Annotated in this window: 18 protein-coding genes; 12 read left to right on the top strand and 6 right to left on the bottom strand. The window is 62.3% G+C overall.

The features are described 5' to 3' along the window. The first annotated feature begins 120 nt into the window (after positions 1 to 120). Positions 121 to 471, top strand: a complete 351-nt coding sequence (locus HU773_RS24910; RefSeq protein ID WP_115129107.1) for a hypothetical protein — start codon at positions 121 to 123, stop codon at positions 469 to 471. On the opposite strand, the gene trxA is transcribed toward HU773_RS24910, so the two are convergent. The 4 genes from trxA to HU773_RS24890 all read right to left on the bottom strand — a co-directional run bounded on the left by trxA (position 468) and on the right by HU773_RS24890 (position 3,783). Then, positions 468 to 1,340, bottom strand: a complete 873-nt coding sequence (gene trxA, locus HU773_RS24905) for a thioredoxin (RefSeq protein ID WP_186625001.1) — start codon at positions 1,338 to 1,340, stop codon at positions 468 to 470. The two genes, HU773_RS24910 and trxA, sit on opposite strands and share 4 nt — an antisense overlap. Before the next feature lie 72 nt (positions 1,341 to 1,412). After that, the gene (locus HU773_RS24900) at positions 1,413 to 2,414 is read right to left on the bottom strand and encodes an Abi family protein (protein WP_057960748.1); all 1,002 of its coding nucleotides are present in this window, start codon (positions 2,412 to 2,414) and stop codon (positions 1,413 to 1,415) included. A 263-nt stretch (positions 2,415 to 2,677) separates the two neighbouring features. After that, entirely contained in the window at positions 2,678 to 3,331 is a 654-nt protein-coding gene (locus tag HU773_RS24895) for a class I SAM-dependent methyltransferase (protein WP_057960747.1), read from the bottom strand. Then, positions 3,328 to 3,783, bottom strand: coding sequence for a YbaY family lipoprotein (locus tag HU773_RS24890; protein ID WP_057960746.1), 456 nt, complete (start codon positions 3,781 to 3,783; stop codon positions 3,328 to 3,330). The genes HU773_RS24895 and HU773_RS24890 overlap by 4 nt, the downstream gene beginning before the upstream one ends. A gap of 139 nt (positions 3,784 to 3,922) precedes the next feature. Between HU773_RS24890 and nrdR the strand changes: the two genes are divergently transcribed. The 11 genes from nrdR (at position 3,923) to HU773_RS24835 (ending at position 12,140) form a co-directional block, all read left to right on the top strand. Next, complete coding sequence (gene nrdR / locus HU773_RS24885) at positions 3,923 to 4,387, top strand: transcriptional regulator NrdR (protein ID WP_057439031.1); 465 nt, start codon at positions 3,923 to 3,925, stop codon at positions 4,385 to 4,387. Next, positions 4,384 to 5,520 (top strand): bifunctional diaminohydroxyphosphoribosylaminopyrimidine deaminase/5-amino-6-(5-phosphoribosylamino)uracil reductase RibD, encoded by a 1,137-nt coding sequence (ribD, locus tag HU773_RS24880; RefSeq protein WP_128593460.1) that lies wholly within the window; start codon positions 4,384 to 4,386, stop codon positions 5,518 to 5,520. Before nrdR ends, ribD begins: the two co-directional genes overlap by 4 nt. Positions 5,521 to 5,567: 47 nt before the next feature. Beyond that, the gene (locus tag HU773_RS24875) at positions 5,568 to 6,230 is read left to right on the top strand and encodes a riboflavin synthase (RefSeq protein WP_120734218.1); all 663 of its coding nucleotides are present in this window, start codon (positions 5,568 to 5,570) and stop codon (positions 6,228 to 6,230) included. A gap of 15 nt (positions 6,231 to 6,245) precedes the next feature. Then, positions 6,246 to 7,337 (top strand): bifunctional 3,4-dihydroxy-2-butanone-4-phosphate synthase/GTP cyclohydrolase II, encoded by a 1,092-nt coding sequence (gene ribBA, locus HU773_RS24870; protein ID WP_057438968.1) that lies wholly within the window; start codon positions 6,246 to 6,248, stop codon positions 7,335 to 7,337. Between the two features lie 90 nt (positions 7,338 to 7,427). Further along, positions 7,428 to 7,904 (top strand): 6,7-dimethyl-8-ribityllumazine synthase, encoded by a 477-nt coding sequence (gene ribH, locus HU773_RS24865; RefSeq protein WP_003176356.1) that lies wholly within the window; start codon positions 7,428 to 7,430, stop codon positions 7,902 to 7,904. Further along, positions 7,901 to 8,401, top strand: a complete 501-nt coding sequence (gene nusB / locus HU773_RS24860) for a transcription antitermination factor NusB (RefSeq protein WP_057438970.1) — start codon at positions 7,901 to 7,903, stop codon at positions 8,399 to 8,401. The genes ribH and nusB overlap by 4 nt, the downstream gene beginning before the upstream one ends. A gap of 18 nt (positions 8,402 to 8,419) precedes the next feature. Beyond that, positions 8,420 to 9,385 carry a thiamine-phosphate kinase gene (gene thiL, locus HU773_RS24855; RefSeq protein ID WP_186625002.1) on the top strand — a complete coding sequence of 322 codons (966 nt, stop codon included), beginning with the start codon at positions 8,420 to 8,422 and terminating at the stop codon, positions 9,383 to 9,385. A 66-nt stretch (positions 9,386 to 9,451) separates the two neighbouring features. Further along, positions 9,452 to 10,180: a substrate-binding periplasmic protein gene (locus HU773_RS24850; RefSeq protein ID WP_186625004.1), complete on the top strand. Its 729-nt coding sequence runs from the start codon at positions 9,452 to 9,454 to the stop codon at positions 10,178 to 10,180. 129 nt (positions 10,181 to 10,309) lie between these two features. After that, positions 10,310 to 10,927 carry a GTP cyclohydrolase II gene (gene ribA, locus HU773_RS24845; protein ID WP_057438973.1) on the top strand — a complete coding sequence of 206 codons (618 nt, stop codon included), beginning with the start codon at positions 10,310 to 10,312 and terminating at the stop codon, positions 10,925 to 10,927. Beyond that, on the top strand, positions 10,924 to 11,343 hold the full coding sequence (locus HU773_RS24840; RefSeq protein WP_057960742.1) for a nuclear FMR1 interacting 1 family protein: 420 nt from the start codon (positions 10,924 to 10,926) through the stop codon (positions 11,341 to 11,343). The genes ribA and HU773_RS24840 overlap by 4 nt, the downstream gene beginning before the upstream one ends. After that, complete coding sequence (locus HU773_RS24835; RefSeq protein WP_057439032.1) at positions 11,343 to 12,140, top strand: cobalamin-binding protein; 798 nt, start codon at positions 11,343 to 11,345, stop codon at positions 12,138 to 12,140. The genes HU773_RS24840 and HU773_RS24835 overlap by 1 nt, the downstream gene beginning before the upstream one ends. 146 nt (positions 12,141 to 12,286) lie before the next feature. Here HU773_RS24835 and HU773_RS24830 read toward each other — a convergent pair whose 3' ends face one another. Further along, the gene (locus HU773_RS24830; RefSeq protein WP_186625005.1) at positions 12,287 to 14,182 is read right to left on the bottom strand and encodes a TonB-dependent receptor domain-containing protein; all 1,896 of its coding nucleotides are present in this window, start codon (positions 14,180 to 14,182) and stop codon (positions 12,287 to 12,289) included. Between the two features lie 134 nt (positions 14,183 to 14,316). Then, positions 14,317 to 16,215 carry a 1-deoxy-D-xylulose-5-phosphate synthase gene (gene dxs / locus HU773_RS24825; RefSeq protein ID WP_120734215.1) on the bottom strand — a complete coding sequence of 633 codons (1,899 nt, stop codon included), beginning with the start codon at positions 16,213 to 16,215 and terminating at the stop codon, positions 14,317 to 14,319. Between the last annotated feature and the right edge of the window lie 93 nt (positions 16,216 to 16,308).

Below are 16,308 nucleotides of genomic sequence, written 5' to 3'. Positions count from 1 at the left end.
CGTGAATGAAGATTTTGTTATGTGATCTTATAACAAAAGAGTCGAGAGTTTGACCGCCTGCTTGGCGTTGCGCAAGGCACATGGGAGCATGCTCGTCAGAAAAGTGCTGGAGGACGAGCAATGATGCGAATTCGTGGAACCATCGGCGAGCTGCCTGTGGATTTGACCCTGGAACTGGACGACAGCGATTGGGCGCGGCTGGGCATGCACCTGCAGACGGCCACGCCGGTGACGGGCGAAGTACCGGCTGCCCCGGCGCCGGTCAACCAGGACGAGAGCCTGTGGCAGGCCGCCCAGGACCTGCTGCGTGAGGCCGGGCAACTCAGCGGGTTGGAATTGTCGGATCGCCTCGAAGGGCTGGCCGGCAGCGCCCCGGCGGGCAAGCGCCTGTTGGTGCGCCTACGCCATAGCGCCAAGGTGAAGGTGTCCAGCGGCGGGGATACGCCGCAGTACAGTTGGATCGCTGATTAGTACAGCGCGGCGAACAACTTGCGGCGATACACCGTGACCAGCGGGTGGTCGTTGCCCAGCAACTCGAACACTTGCAGCAGCGTCTTGTGCGGCAGGCCTTCGTAGTAGCTGCGGTTGCGGATAAACAACTTGAGCAAGCCTTCCAGCGCCGCGTCGTATTGCTGGCGAGCCAATTGCTGCACCGCCAGTTGATACGCCGCTTCATCGTCCTGCGGGTTTTGCGCCAGGCGGGCCTTGAGGTCAGCGGTATCCGGCAGGTCGGCAGCCTGGCGCAGGAACGTGATCTGCGCCTTGGCGCCGGCGAGGGCGGCCTTGTGAGCATCGCTCTTGACCGCATCCAGCACGGCCTGCGCCTCGCCCAGTTCACCGCGTTCGGCCAGGCAGCGGGCGTAGAGGATCAGCGCGGCGGCGTTGGTGTTGTCTTCACCGAGCAAGGCCACCAGCACCGCCTCGGCCTCACTGATGCGGCCTTCGGCAAACAGCGCCTGGGCCTGTTCCAGCGGGTCCGCCTCAGCCGGTGGCGGCATCTGCACATGGGGCTCCAGCAGCGCGCGAATCTCAGACTCCGGCTTCGCCCCGGCAAACCCATCCACCGGCTGGCCGTCCTTGAACAGCACCACGGTCGGCAGGCTGCGAATGCCAAAGCGCGCGACAACATCCTGCTCGGCTTCGCAATCGACCTTGGCCAGCAGCAACTCGCCCTGATAACTCTCGGCAATCTGCGCCAGCAGCGGCATCAACGCCTTGCACGGCGCACACCACTCGGCCCAGAAATCCACCAGCACGGGTTTGTGGAACGAATTTTCGATGACAGCCTGGTCGAAGGTGGCGGTGGTGACATCGAAAATGTACGGCGTGGGCTCACTCATGGAGGTTCTCAATGACGCGTGGGATGGGGCAACTATAAAGACTGGCGGGCTCTATCGGAAGCAGCGCAAGGATCAAGCACGAGATACGTGCCAAAAAGGGTCCTGATACCAGTCACGAGGGAACCCCATCGCTTTTAGGTTGAGGTGGGGGAAGTCGCTGATCAGGTGATAAAGGTGCTGGTCCCAGTGAGTGTGGGGGCTTATCTGATGCATCAAATGGTTAAGCATGCAAAGTGTCGAAAAAATGCGGGTATGGGGCCCTGGCTGGAGCAGATGGTTTGGCCACGGGAAGTTGGCTTTCCTGGGTAATTCAGGACGAATACCCAGTTGCCGATTCCACATTCTTGAGTGATGGGCGCACATGTTTCGCACAGTGGTCAAGGTGTGAAGCCAGGACTGCAGCAGTGGCGCGGGGAGCCCCAGTCGCCTGGCAACGGCTTTTTTATCCGCGTCCTTGGCCAGGCCCTTGTAGAGATGGGAGAGGTCGCCCAGCGTCAACTCTTCCAGCATGGCCCAACCCGGCATGAGAGAGGGGTGGTCATAGGTATTTGGATAGTGGCGCGCGTAGCTTTCTTTGGCTCTTTGACGCTTGAGATGGTCTTTTCGATTGTCGTCTGTGTGTAGTCGGTCGACGCGCAAACATTCGCGTTCATAGTCACGGGTCGCCACAGACTGTCTGGTGTGTAGCGTTGCAAGCAGGCGCTGGTGGTCAAATGTCGGGTGAAAAGCCTGGCTGTCGATGTACCAATGGCTGCCGTAGGTGGGGCCCATGTGATTACTGATGACTGCACGGGAGGCGATCTCGACCCGCTCAATGGCATCCATGGTCAATAGGCGCAGGCGACGGTCAAAATCGTAGAGTCGTGCCAACTGGTGAAAATGGGTGCCGGCATGGAAGTGGTGGTCGATATCTTCCGACTGTTGGAAAGGCCGCATATAGGGGCTTAATCGAAAGAAACTGACCGATTGCAGGAAGCGCCGGGCGCCTGTTTCATCTTCAATGATCAAGCCCCGAGACTTGAGCAGCTCCAACTGGGCCGGGACATCAAGGGCTGGTTTGTCGAACGCCCTCATGCTGGAAAACCAGCAGGCATAAAAAACCCGCACAATTTGTGCTTGGTTGCTGGCGCAACCAGAGGCATGGCGGGTGTATTGCCAAGCAGATTATGCAACTGCCCAGGTTTTTGCAACGCCCTTGGAGGGGCGCTGAGCGGCGAAAAAACGGGGAAATGCATGCAGGTCGATCGTCCAGGCCGCGTGCGGGAGAACGCTATTTTCCATGTCCTGCCGGGCGCTGTCTTAGCCACTCTATTGCTGAAAATTTGTAACTGAGAGGCCTAGCGTCGTGAATGGTACAGACTCACCCTGCGAAACTCCCAAGGCTCCGCCAGGTCCGGCAGGGTCAGCGCCTCGAGGATGCCCAGCCGCTGATAATCCGCATGCTGGAAATCCCGTACCCGCGAGTCGGCGACCAGCGCTTCGCGCCCGCGGGTGAGGAATTGATCCAGCAGCGGCAGGTTCGCCCGGTCGTACAGCACGTCGGCCACCAGGATCAGGTCGAAACGATCGGCTTCGGCAAAGAAGTCCGCCGAATAGCCCAAGGTCACGCCATTGAGTTCAGCATTCGCACGGCAGGCGCCGAGCGCCAGTGGGTCCAGGTCACAGGCCACCACTTCCAGGGCGCCGGCTTTCACTGCGGCAATTCCCGCCACGCCGGAGCCGGCGCCAAAATCCAGGACGCGCTTGCCCGCCACCCACTCGGGGTTGGCGGCCAGGTAGCGGGCCAATGCCAGGCCGCTGGCCCAGCAGAAGCTCCAGTAGGGCGGCTCATGCAGGATGCGCCGGGTTTCCTCGGGGCTGAAGGCGCGGTCCATGTTGTCGGCGTCCAGCAGCCACAACGACAGGTCGGTGCCGGGCAACGGGCAGGGCAGCAGTTGCGCGTCGCCGATCAGTTCGCTCAAGGCCCGTTGCAGGTGCAGCGGTGGCGTCATGGGGCGCGCACGAGTTGCAGGGGCCCGGTGGTCTGGGTGATAGCTTGCTCGATACGCACCGCCGGCAGGTGCAGGATCAACTGCCCGGACTGGCTGGCGCGGCCACGCAGTTCAACGCGGGCGCCGGCGGGAAACGCTTGCGGGTTGAAGCGCAGGCGGAAGGCCAATGGTTTGTTGTTGCCGATCAGCACGCTGCTGGCGAGCAGTTGTTGCGGGCGGCTGCGCGCGTCGATCACCAGCAGTGCCAGCTCCACTTCAGCGCCGGCGGGCACACCCGTGAGGGTGCCGCTCACTTCACGCTGGTAGGCCGGCAATGGCCCCAGCGGTTCCTGGCCGGGGATTTTTTTCTCTTGCTGCGGCGTGGGTTGCGGGGCGGCTGGTTTTGGCGCTTCGCTGCTGCAGGCGACCAGAAAACTGAACATTGTGAGTAAAACCAGCGGTCGTAACGGCATGTACGGCTCCAAAAAGGGCAAAAATCCGTGAACTGAACATAAGAAACATAATAGTCAGCCTATATACCGTAAAGGCTATGGCTTGTCTTGCCACGGGGATGCGCTACCATGGCCCTCCCTTTTTTTGTTGCCTGCCACCATGCACTGTCCCTTCTGCGGTGCCAACGACACCAAGGTCATCGACTCGCGTCTGGTCGCCGAGGGCGACCAAGTGCGTCGCCGGCGCGAATGCCTGGCCTGCGGTGAGCGTTTCACCACCTTTGAAACCGCCGAACTGGTACTGCCCCGTCTGATCAAGTCCGACGGCAGCCGCCAGCCCTTCGACGAAGATAAACTGCGCGCCGGTATGCAGCGCGCCCTGGAAAAACGCCCGGTCAGTGTCGAGCGGCTGGAAGCGGCGCTGGCGCATATCAAGCACAAGCTGCGGGCGACCGGTGAGCGCGAGGTCAAGAGCCTGGTGGTTGGAGAACTGGTAATGGGCGAGCTGCAAAAGCTCGACGAAGTTGCCTACATTCGTTTCGCCTCGGTGTATCGACGCTTCCAGGATCTCAATGAGTTCCGTGAAGAGATCGACCGCCTGGCCCGTGAGCCGGTCAAAGAATGAACCCTCCTTCTGCAGAACAGGCCGTGCTCGACGCCCATTACATGGCCCGTGCCCTCGAACTGGCGCGCAAGGGCCTGTACACCACCCATCCCAACCCTCGGGTCGGCTGCGTGATTGTGCGCGACGGGCAGATTGTCGGTGAAGGCTGGCATGAACGCACCGGCGAACCCCATGCCGAGCCCAACGCCTTGCGCGCCGCAGGCGATAAAGCCCGTGGTGCCACGGTGTATGTGACGCTCGAGCCGTGCAGCCATTATGGCCATACGCCGCCCTGCGCCGATGCGCTGGTGACTGCCGGCGTGGCACGGGTGGTCGCGGGTATGCAGGATCCGAATCCGGAAGTGGCAGGGCGTGGCATGCAGCGTCTGGCCCAGGCCGGCATCGAGGTGCTCAGCGGCGTACTGGAAAGCCAGGCACGCGCCCTGAACCCCGGCTTCCTCAAGCGCATGGAGCATGGCCTGCCGTTTGTGCGGGTCAAGCTGGCGATGAGCCTGGACGGGCGCACCGCGATGGCCAGTGGCGAGAGCCAGTGGATCACCGGCCCCGCCGCCCGCGCCGCCGTGCAGCGCCTGCGGGCCGAGGCCAGTGTGGTGCTGACCGGCGCCGATACTGTGCTGGCCGATGGCGCGCGCCTGACCGTGCGTGCCGCCGAACTGGGCCTGGATCCGCAAACCACCGCCCTGGCCATGTCGCGCCCACCGTTGCGCGTGCTGATCGACGGCCGCCTGCGGGTGCCGCTCAACGCGCCGTTCTTCAAGGCCGGGCCGGCCCTGGTCATCACCTGTGTGACTGCGGAACACCAGTTCCCCCGTGGCCCCGAATGCCTGGTGGTACCGGGTGTCGACGGCCAGGTCGACCTGCGCTCGGCGCTGGTGGCACTGGCGGCCCGTGGCGTCAACGAGGTGTTGGTGGAAGCCGGGCCAAGCCTGGCCGGCGCGTTTGCCCAGCAAGGCCTGGTGGACGAGTACGTGATTTTCGTCGCCGGTAAATTCCTCGGTTCCGCCGCCCGCCCCTTGCTGGACTGGCCGCTTGAGAAACTGGCCGACGCCCCCCAACTCAAGATCATTGAAATGCGCGCTGTAGGCGACGACTGGCGAGTCACTGCCATTCCGCTCCCCCCAGCGAGCGTATAATTGCGACCGGTCGCCCCGGCGCCCGCACTGTTTTCCAGGAGAAGGCCATGTTCACCGGCATTATCGAATCCATCGGCAGCATCCGCGCCATGACCCCCAAAGGTGGCGACGTGCGCCTGCTGGTTGAAACCGGCAAGCTGGACCTCGGCGACGTCAAGCTGGGCGACAGCATCGCCGTCAGCGGCGTATGCCTGACGGTCGTCGAACTGCCGGGCAATGGCTTTGCCGCCGATGTCAGCCGGGAAACCCTGGACTGCACCGCGATGAATGACCTCAAGGCCGGCAGCCCGGTCAACCTGGAGAAAGCCCTGACCCCGACCACCCGTCTGGGCGGCCACCTGGTCAGTGGCCATGTCGACGGCGTCGGCGAAGTGGTGGCACGCAGCGAAAACGCGCGGGCCGTGGAATTCCGCATCCGTGCGCCGAAAGAACTGGCCAAGTACATCGCCCACAAAGGCTCGATCACCGTCGATGGCACCAGCCTGACCGTGAACGCCGTAAATGGCGCCGAATTCGAACTGACCATCATTCCCCACACCCTCAGCGAAACCATCATGGCCTCGTACCAGCCGGGTCGCCGGGTGAACCTGGAAGTGGACTTGCTTGCCCGTTACCTGGAGCGCCTGCTGCTGGGCGAAAAGGCCGCAGAGCCTGCAGCCGGTAACATCACCGAAAGTTTTCTGGCCGCTAACGGCTACCTGAAATCCTGACCAAGGGGGTGCCGCGTGGCGCTCAATAGCATCGAAGAACTGGTTGACGATATCCGCCAAGGCAAGATGGTCATCCTGATGGATGACGAAGACCGCGAGAACGAAGGCGACCTGATCATGGCCGCCGAGTTGTGCCAACCTGAGCACATCAACTTCATGGCCAAGCACGCCCGTGGCCTGATCTGCATGCCCATGAGCCGCGAGCGCTGCGAACTGCTCAAGCTGCCGCTGATGTCGCCGCGCAATGGCTCGGGGTTTGGCACCAAGTTCACCGTCTCGATTGAAGCGACCACCGGCGTGACCACCGGCATCTCTGCCGCTGACCGCGCCCGCACCGTGCAGGCTGCTGCCGCGAAAGATGCCAAGGCCGAAGACATTGTCAGCCCTGGCCATATCTTCCCGCTGATGGCCCAGCCGGGTGGCACCCTGGCCCGTGCCGGCCACACCGAAGCCGCCTGCGATCTGGCGCGCATGGCCGGGTTCGAGCCGAGCGGGGTGATCTGCGAAGTGATGAACGACGACGGCACCATGGCCCGTCGCGCTGAACTGGAAGCCTTTGCCGCCGAACACAACATCAAGATCGGCACCATCGCCGACCTGATTCACTACCGGATGATCCACGAACGTACCGTTCAGCGGATTGCCGAGCAGCCGCTGGACAGCGAACTGGGGCATTTCAACCTGGTGACCTACCGTGATTCGGTGGAAGGCGACGTGCATATGGCCCTGACCCTGGGCAACATCTGCGCCGAAGAGCCGACCCTGGTGCGGGTGCACAACATGGACCCGTTGCGCGACCTGTTGATGGTCAAGCAGCCGGGTCGGTGGAGCCTGCGAGCCGCCATGGCAGCGGTTTCCGCGGCGGGCAGCGGTGTCGTGCTGTTGCTGGGCAACCCGGTGGATGGTGATGTGCTGCTGGCGCATATCCGCGAAAGCGCTGACCAGGTGCCGGTGAAAAAACCGACCACCTACAGCATCGTCGGCGCCGGCTCGCAGATCCTGCGTGACCTGGGCGTGCGTAAAATGCGCCTGATGAGCGCACCCATGAAATTTAATGCGATATCCGGTTTCGACCTGGAAGTAGTAGAATACGTGCCCTCCGAATAAAGGCCGGCGATTATCGCTCCTTGTTCGCGGTTCAAATATCACTAAGGGGCGCGTCATATACGCGTCCCGGCTCTTTAAGAGATTTGTCGAATGACCCTGAAGACCATCGAAGGTACCTTCATCGCCCCCAAAGGCCGCTACGCCCTGGTGGTTGGCCGCTTCAACAGCTTCGTGGTTGAAAGCCTGGTAAGCGGTGCCGTGGACGCCCTGGTTCGCCACGGTGTGAGCGAAAGCGATATCACGATTATCCGTGCCCCTGGCGCCTTCGAAATTCCACTGGTTGCGCAGAAAGTTGCCCAGCAAGGCGAATACGCAGCAATCATCGCCCTGGGCGCGGTCATTCGTGGCGGCACCCCGCACTTCGAATACGTGGCTGGCGAGTGCACCAAGGGCCTGGCCCAGGTGTCCATGGAGTTCGGCGTGCCAGTGGCCTTCGGCGTACTGACTGTTGATTCCATCGAGCAAGCCATCGAGCGTTCCGGTACCAAGGCCGGTAACAAAGGCGCTGAAGCTGCCCTGTCTGCCCTGGAAATGGTCAGCCTGCTGTCGCAGTTGGAGGCCAAGTGATTTCCGACGAGAGCGATCGTTTCAACCCGCGCGACCCCCGTCCTGCAGACGCCGGCAAGCCATCGAAGAACGAAAAGCGCCGTGCTGCCCGTCAGTTGGCGACCCAGGCGCTGTATCAGCGTCAGATGGCGGGTACTTCGTTGAACGAAATCGAAGCACAGTTTCGCGTCGACAACGATTTTACCTTCGCCGACCTGCCGTACTTCCACGACATCCTGCACGGCGTGCATGCCAACCTGACCGAGATCGACACGGCCCTGGCACCTTGCCTGGACCTGACCCTCGAAGAGCTGGACCCGGTTGAACTGTGCGTGATGCGCCTGTCCACCTGGGAACTGCTCAAGCGCGTTGACGTGCCGTACCGCGTAGTGATCAACGAAGGTATCGAACTGGCGAAAGTCTACGGTTCGACCGACGGTCACAAGTTCGTCAACGGCGTGCTCGACAAGCTGGCCCCGCGCCTGCGTGAAGCCGAAGTGAAGGCGTACAAGCGCTAACCTGCGCTTGACTCCCTGATGGGCGAGTTCGAGCTGATCCGCACCTACTTCGCCGCCGCGCCCTGTGCGCAAGGCGGCGAGGGCATTGCCCTGGGGATCGGCGACGACTGCGCCTTGCTGGCAGTTCCCTCCGGGGAACAGCTGGCGATTTCAACCGATACCCTGGTGGCCGGCGTGCACTTTGCCGACCCCTGCGACCCGTTTTTGCTCGGCCAGCGCTCGCTGGCGGTGGCAGTCAGCGACCTGGCGGCCATGGGCGCCCATCCCCTCGCATTTACCCTTGCACTCACTACACCGACGGTCGCGGCCGATTGGTTGCAGCGCTATGCCCAGGGTTTGAATGCCATGGCCCAGCGCTGTGGTGTGGGCCTGGTGGGCGGCGATACCACCCGTGGGCCGCTGAGCCTGACCGTCACCGTGTTCGGCCGTGTCCCGGCGGGGCTGGCGTTGACCCGCAGTGGCGCGCAGCCCGGCGACCTGCTGTGTGTCGGCGGCGAGCTGGGCAATGCGGCCGGGGCCTTGCCGTTGGTGTTGGGGCAGCGTAGCGCTGCTGCGCAGATCGCCGAGCCGCTGCTGGGCCATTACTGGTCGCCGCAGCCGCAACTGGCCCTGGGCATGGCGTTGCGTGGCAAGGCTACGTCTGCGTTGGATATTTCCGACGGTCTGCTGGCAGATTGTGGGCATATCGCCAAGGCTTCAGCCGTAAGCCTGGTGATCGAGCGGCACCGTTTGCCGCTGTCGGCGGCGTTGCTGGCCTTTCTGGGGGATGATCAAGCACGCTCCGCAGCCTTGAGCGGTGGCGACGATTACGTCCTGGCGTTCACCTTGCCGCCCGCTGAGCTGGCGTCATTGCTGGCCGACGGTTGGCCGGTGCATATTGTCGGGCGGGTAGAAGCGGGGGCCGGCGTGAAATTGCTGGATGCCGGCGGCCATGACATCACTCCCGCCGTGCGCGGTTATCAACATTTTCGCGAGACGCCGTGACCCGCCGGGCTGCGCTACCCTTTACCGCGTTGTAGAAACGATCGCTTTACTCTGGAGGGCGTCATTATGGAGCTACGACGCTGGTTGCTGATTCTGCTGTGTGTGGTCGCGTCTCCCGTGTGGGCCGATGACACCCCCGAAGTGCCCGGCCAGATCCGTCTGGCCAGTGAAACCTGGAATGACTACACCAACGCCGATGGCAGCGGCCTGGCCTGGGATGTGTTGCGGGAAATCTTCGAGCCGGCCGGGGTCAAGGTCAAGATCCGCAGCGTGCCCTACACCCGTTCGGTCGGTCTGGCCCGGCGTGGCGAAGTGGATGCCTGGGTCGGCTCCTATCATGATGAGACCGAGGGCGTGCTGTACGCCCGCTGGCACTACGACTCCGACCACATCTACGCCCTGGGCCTGGCGGGCAGCCCGGCGCCGACCCTGGTGACCCTGGGCTCTTACCGCCTGACCTGGGTACGTGGCTACAAGTACGAGGAATACCTGCCCAATATTCATCGTTTCAACCAGATCGAACGACGTAGCGGGATTTTGCCGATGCTCCAGCATGGGCGGGCCGACTTCTACATTGATGCCCTGGCCGAACTGCAGTACATCCTCGGCCAGGCTGACGACCCATCGGCGTTCAAACTCACGCACATTGCCGAATTGCCGTTGTTCCTGGGGTTTACCGACAGTGAGAGAGGGCGGTCATTGCGGGGGGTATTTGACCGGCGCATGGAGTTGTTGGTGAAAAGCGGCGAGTTGAAACCGATTTTCCAGCGCTGGAACCAACCGTATCCGTTTTGACGCCCATAGAACCAAGGCAAAGGCCAATCGAACCTATTGATCTTTATCAGCGATAATTCAGCTTAAGCGTCTGTAGGAACGTGCTGTTACAATGCCCGCCTCTGTGAAATCTGAAATCAGGAGCACACGGTGCCCGTCGTTTTCGTCGCTGCTTCCAAGCTGCCTACCCCTTTTGCCACGTTCACCATGCATGGCTTTCTTGAAAAAGCCTCCGGGCGCGAGCACGTCGTGCTCAGCCTGGGCGATGTGGCCGATGGCGCCCCGGTCCTGGGCCGCTTGCACTCTGAGTGCCTGACCGGTGACGCACTGTTCAGCCAGCGCTGCGACTGCGGCTCGCAACTGGAAGCCGCCATGCAAGCCATTGCCCGTGAAGGCCGTGGCGTGCTGCTGTATCTGCGTCAGGAAGGCCGTGGCATTGGCCTGCTGAACAAGATCCGCGCCTACGAACTGCAAGACGGTGGCGCCGATACCGTCGAGGCCAACGAGCGCCTGGGTTTCGCCGCCGATCAGCGCGACTACGCCATCTGCCTGCCGATGCTTGAGCATTTGGGCATCCAGTCCCTGCGCCTGATGACCAACAACCCGCGCAAGGTCAAGGCCTTGACCGAGATGGGCATCACCGTCGCCGAGCGTGTGCCGCTGCACACCGGGCATAACCCGCATAACAAACTCTACCTGGCGACCAAGGCCAGCAAGCTCGACCATATGATGGGCAACGAGCATCAGGGCGAGGCAGACCGGGCGTGACGCGCGGTCAGGTCAAGCGGCGCCTGTCCTTCAGTTGGTGGCAGTACCTGGCGCTGGCGTTGTTGCCGTTGTTCGTGATCAATCTGGTATTTGGCCAGGGCGAGCCGTTGTTGCCGGTGCTGGCAATGCCATTCTTTATCGCCGGCGTTGCCTCGATGTTTGCCAGCCTGCGTTACTTCCATGCCTATAAACATGCACTGATCGCCACCTCCAAGGCCCTCGATACGCCTGAAGAGCCGGCCGCGTGGATCACCCTCGCGGCCCGTCGGCGTACGGCGCTGCTGGTCGCGGCGTTTCCCGCCTGGATCGGTGCACTGGCAGTGTTCGTCGGCCTGGAAGCGGTGCCGCTGTTCCTGCTGGCATTGTCGACCCTGGTGCTGTTCTACCTCTATCGCATCCCGCGTCAACTCGGCTGATGCGCCTCTGGCTGGCGGGTCTGCTGCTGGCCGCCAGTGCGTCGGCGATGGCGGTCGAGCGGGTGGTCAGCCTCGCACCTTCCTTATCTGAAATCGTCGTTGAACTGGGCGCCAGCGATCTGCTGGTGGGCGTACTCGACGGCGGTGAACGGCCTGACGCGCTGCGTAGCCTGCCCTCGGTGGGGCGTTATGGGCAGTTGGATCTGGAACGACTGCTCAGCCTGCAGCCTGACTTGCTGCTGCTCTGGCCCGGCAGCGTCGGCCCGGCCCAGCGCGAGCAGCTCAAGCGTTTGAACATCCCTGTTTACGTCGCCGAACCCCATAGCCTTGAACAACTGAGCAGCCAGGTCGAAGCCATCGCCCGACAGCTAGGCCGCGCTGATGAAGGTCGCCAATTGGCTGCCCGCTTGCGTCAACGCTTGGCCGAGTTGCGCCAGCGCTATCAGCGCAGCCAACCGTTGCGGGTGTTCTACCAGGTGTGGAACCAGCCGCTGTACACCGTGGGCGGTGGGCAGATCATCAGCGATGCGCTTAGCGTGTGTGGCGCGCGCAATGTGTTTGATGACCTCAAGCTGCCAGCCCCGCAGGTCAGTATCGAATCGGTGTTGCAGCGTGATCCCGAAGTGATCCTCGCGGCGGATCAAGCGCAACTGGACGATTGGAAGGCCTGGCCCCAGGTGGCGGCGGTGGCTCAGGGGCGTTTGCTGATCGTGCCGGACAAAGGCCTGGAACGGCCCAGTGGGCAGATGGTGGAGGCGGTGGGCCGGCTGTGTCAGGTGATTGCGCCGAACCGTTGAGAGCGCTATCGCAGGCAAGCCAGCTCCCACATTTGACTGTATTCACACATCAAAAGGTGGGCGCTCGGCAGTGCAGAATATTTTGGCCACACCACAGAACACATGTGGGAGCTGGCTTGCCTGCGATGGCGTCGGCCCGGACAACCTCAGAGCTGCGGCGTCCACGTCACCCCAAGCATCCACGTCCGGCCTTCTTCGCGGTACGGCTGGTTGTTCTCGAAGTTTGGATCGTCATAGCTGTACCAGGCCCGCGTATAGCGGCGATCCAGCAGGTTATCGACCTTCAGCGACAGCGCCACTTCCCGATTCAGCGCCCAACCGCTGCGCAACCCCAGCAGGTAATAGCCCGAGAGGCGGTGCTTGTTGTCTTCGGCATCGTAGCTGCTGCTGATGGCCTGCCAACTGGCGCCCAGGCTCAATTGTTCGAACTGCCGATCCAGGTCCAGGTTCAGGGTGCGCCGGGCACGGCGTGCCAGGGTGTGGCCGCTGTTGCGGTCGCGTGGGTCGATGATCGACAGGCCGAGGTTGCCTTGCCAGCCGAAGAACTCTTGCTTGAGGGCGGCTTCGAAGCCGTTGATGCGGGCGTTGGCGACGTTGTACGGAATGTAGTTGTTCTGCCGCTGCGCGATGATGGCGTCCTTGAGATCAGTGCGATACAGAGAGGTTTCCAGGCGTGTGGTGTCGGTCAGTTGGCTGCGCCATTGCAACTCATAGCTTTTCGAGTGCTCGGGCTTGAGGTAGGGGTTGCTGCCGCCGGGGTAGTACAGATCGTTGAAGCTCGGCGCACGAAAGCCTTCGCTGTAACTCAGTAGTAAATCGTTATCGCTATTGACCGGCAGGGTCAGCGTGCCGCTCCAACTGTTCTGCCCGCCGAATTGCTGGTTGTCGTCGCGGCGCAGCCCCAGTTCGGTGGAAAACCACTCGCCCTTGAAACGATGCTGGATAAACGCGGCGCGGTTCCAGCGGCTGTTTTCGCTGAACGTGGTGCTGCCGTGAAAACGGTCTTCATACCAATCACCGCCGAGAATCAGGCTGTTCTGCTGATCGAGCGTCAGGTCGTTCTGCCAGTTGATCGAGTCGCGATAGGTGTTGAACACACTGAAGTCAGTGCTGAGCTTGTCGCGTTTGGTGTCGCGGTTTTCGCTGTGGCCCAGCTCCACGCGGGTCTGCCAGGCCTCGTTGAGTTGGGCGTCGATGTACGCGCTGGCGCTGCTGACGGTGTAGTCGGTGTAGGGCTTCTGGCCGACACTTTGCCCGATAGCGAAATCATAGCGACCAAAGCTGTTGTCATATTCCGACTTGCCCCGGCTATCCAGCAGGTTGAAACCCACCTCCAGCTCATCGCTGAACTCATGGCTCAGGTTCAAGCTCAGCGACTTATTGCGATAGGCATCATGGTCGCGGTCGCTGGGGAAGGAGGTGTGGCTCCAGTCGATACCGGCGGTGTCATCCAGGCTCGCGCCCAGGTTGAAGCGCGTGCGTTCATCGCCGCCCGACAGGCCCAGGCTGCGTTCCCAGGTGTTGTGGCTGCCAAAGCCCAGCTTCAAGCGCGGCAGCAGGCCTGGTCCGGCATTGCGGCGGGTAAATACCTGGATCACCCCGCCAATCGCATCGCTGCCGTAAATCACCGAGCGCGACCCGCGCAGCACTTCTACCCGCTCAATCTGATCAATATTCAGGTATTGCAGGCCGCTGTCGCCGGACGTGCTATTGGCAATCCGCTGGCCATCCACCAGCACCAGGCTTTGCGCGGACTTGGTGCCGCGTATGAAAATCCCCGGCAAGCTGCCCCGGCCACCGGTGCGCGCCACTTGCACGCCGGGCACGCGGCTGAGCAGGTCGGTCAGGCTGGAGGGTTGCAGGCGGTCGATATCGTCCCGGGTAAACACGGTGTTGGCAGCACTGCTGTCATTGCGTGCCTGCACCTGGCGGTTGGCGCTGATCACCACATCGGGGAGCTTCAGGGCGGCGTCGCGGGTGTCGGCGAGCAGGTCCGCAGTGGGCAAGAGCAGGAGTGGCAGGGCAAGTCGAAGGTGTTTCATGGGCCGTCCATGGATTCCAAGGCAATACAAAACAAATGTGGGAGCTGGCTGGCCTGCGATCGCATCACCCGGTCTCTCTGAAAGACCGAAGTGTTTGCATCGCAGGCCAGCCAGCTCCCACAGTTTGGTCCGGTTTACAGGCCGAGCAAAGCCATGCGATGGCGAACCGCAGCCTCGATCCCCGCTTCATCCAGCCCACACTCAGCCAGCATCTGCGCGGGTTTGGCGTGCTCCACATAAATGTCCGGCAAGCCTAGGTGCAGCACCGACTTGAGGATGTTCTCCCGCGCCAGGAATTCGCTGACGGCCGCACCGGCGCCGCCCATGATGGCGTTTTCTTCAACGGTCACCAGCAATTCATGGCTGCCGGCGATCTCGCGCACCAGGGCTTCGTCGAGGGGTTTGACAAAGCGCATGTCAATCACGGTGGCGTCGATTTTCTCCGCCACTTTCAGGGCTTCGGCCAGTTGCACGCCAAACACCAGGAACGCGGTCTTGCTACCCTGGCGCCGCACGATGCCCTTGCCGATCTCGATCGGTTCCAGGTCTTTCTCGATCACCGCATCCGGGCCGTTGCCACGGGGGTAACGTACCGCTGCCGGGCCGTTGTACAGGTGGCCGGTGCTGAGCATCTTGCGCAGCTCGTTCTCGTCGCTCGGGGTCATCACCAGCATGCCGGGGATGCAGCGCAAGTACGACAGATCGTAGCTGCCGGCATGGGTCGGGCCGTCTTCGCCCACCAAGCCGGCGCGGTCGATGGCGAACAGCACGTCGAGGTTCTGCACCGCCACATCGTGAATAAGCTGGTCATAACCGCGCTGCAGGAAGGTCGAGTAGATCGCCACCACCGGTTTGGCGCCTTCGCAGGCCATGCCGGCGGCAAAGGTCACCGCATGTTGCTCGGCAATCGCCACATCGAAGTAACGCAGCGGGAAACGCTCGCTGAACGCCACCAGGTCCGAGCCTTCCTTCATCGCTGGGGTAATGCCCACCAGGCGCGGGTCGGCAGCGGCCATGTCGCACAGCCATTCGCCAAATACACCGGAGTACTTCGGCCCGCTGGCCTTTTTTGGCGCCGCCACGGGCGCGTCCAGCGGTTCGAGCTTGGTGATGGCGTGGTAACCAATCGGGTCGACTTCCGCCGGGGCGAAGCCTTTGCCTTTCTTGGTGACGATATGCAGGAACTGCGGGCCCTTGAGGTCGCGCATATTGCGCAGGGTGGCGATCAGGGTCGGCAGGTCGTGGCCGTCGATCGGGCCGATATAGTTCCAGCCCAGCTCTTCGAACAGGGTGCCGGGGACCAGCATGCCCTTGGCGTATTCTTCGGTGCGGCGGGCAATTTCCCACGCGCCGGGCAGGCGTGAAAGCACTTTTTTGCTGCCTTCGCGCATGCTGGCGTAGGTGCGGCTGGACAGAATCTTTGCCAGGTAATTGGACAAACCACCGACATTGCGCGAGATCGACATGTCGTTGTCGTTGAGGATCACCAGCATATTGGCGTCCACTTCCGGCGCATGGTTCAACGCTTCAAACGCCATGCCGGCTGTCAGCGCGCCATCACCGATCACGGCAATTGCCTTGCGATCGCTGTTTTGCAGACGGGCGGCAATCGCCATGCCCAGGGCTGCGCTGATCGAGGTGCTGGAGTGGCCGACGCCAAAGGTGTCGTATTCGCTCTCGGAGCGGCGCGGGAAGGCGGCGATGCCGTCCTTCTGGCGCAAGGTAGCCATGCGCTCGCGGCGTCCGGTGAGGATTTTGTGCGGATACGCCTGGTGACCCACGTCCCACACCAGCCGGTCGTCCGGGGTGTCGAATACGTAATGCAGCGCGATGGTCAGCTCGATGACGCCCAGGCCTGCACCAAAATGCCCACCGGTCTGGCCGACCGTGTAGAGCAATTCCAGGCGCAACTCATCGGCCAGGGTTTCCAGCTCGGCTTCACCCAGACGGCGCAAGCCGGCCGGCGTGTTGGCACGGTCCAGCAGCGGCGTGGTCGGGCGCTTGCGGGGAATCTCTTGAAACGTCGTGGGCATCAGGCGAATCGTTATAGGTATAGAAGAGGCGGCAGTTTACCTCAAGCATCGCAAACTGCCCACGCAGAGCACCGAACTTGGCCGATATGCGGC

It is taken from the genome of Pseudomonas shahriarae (genome assembly GCF_014268455.2).
GTDB lineage: Bacteria > Pseudomonadota > Gammaproteobacteria > Pseudomonadales > Pseudomonadaceae > Aquipseudomonas > Aquipseudomonas shahriarae.
Note: the sequence above shows the minus strand (reverse complement) of the source record. Positions and strands in the feature narration are given on the sequence as shown.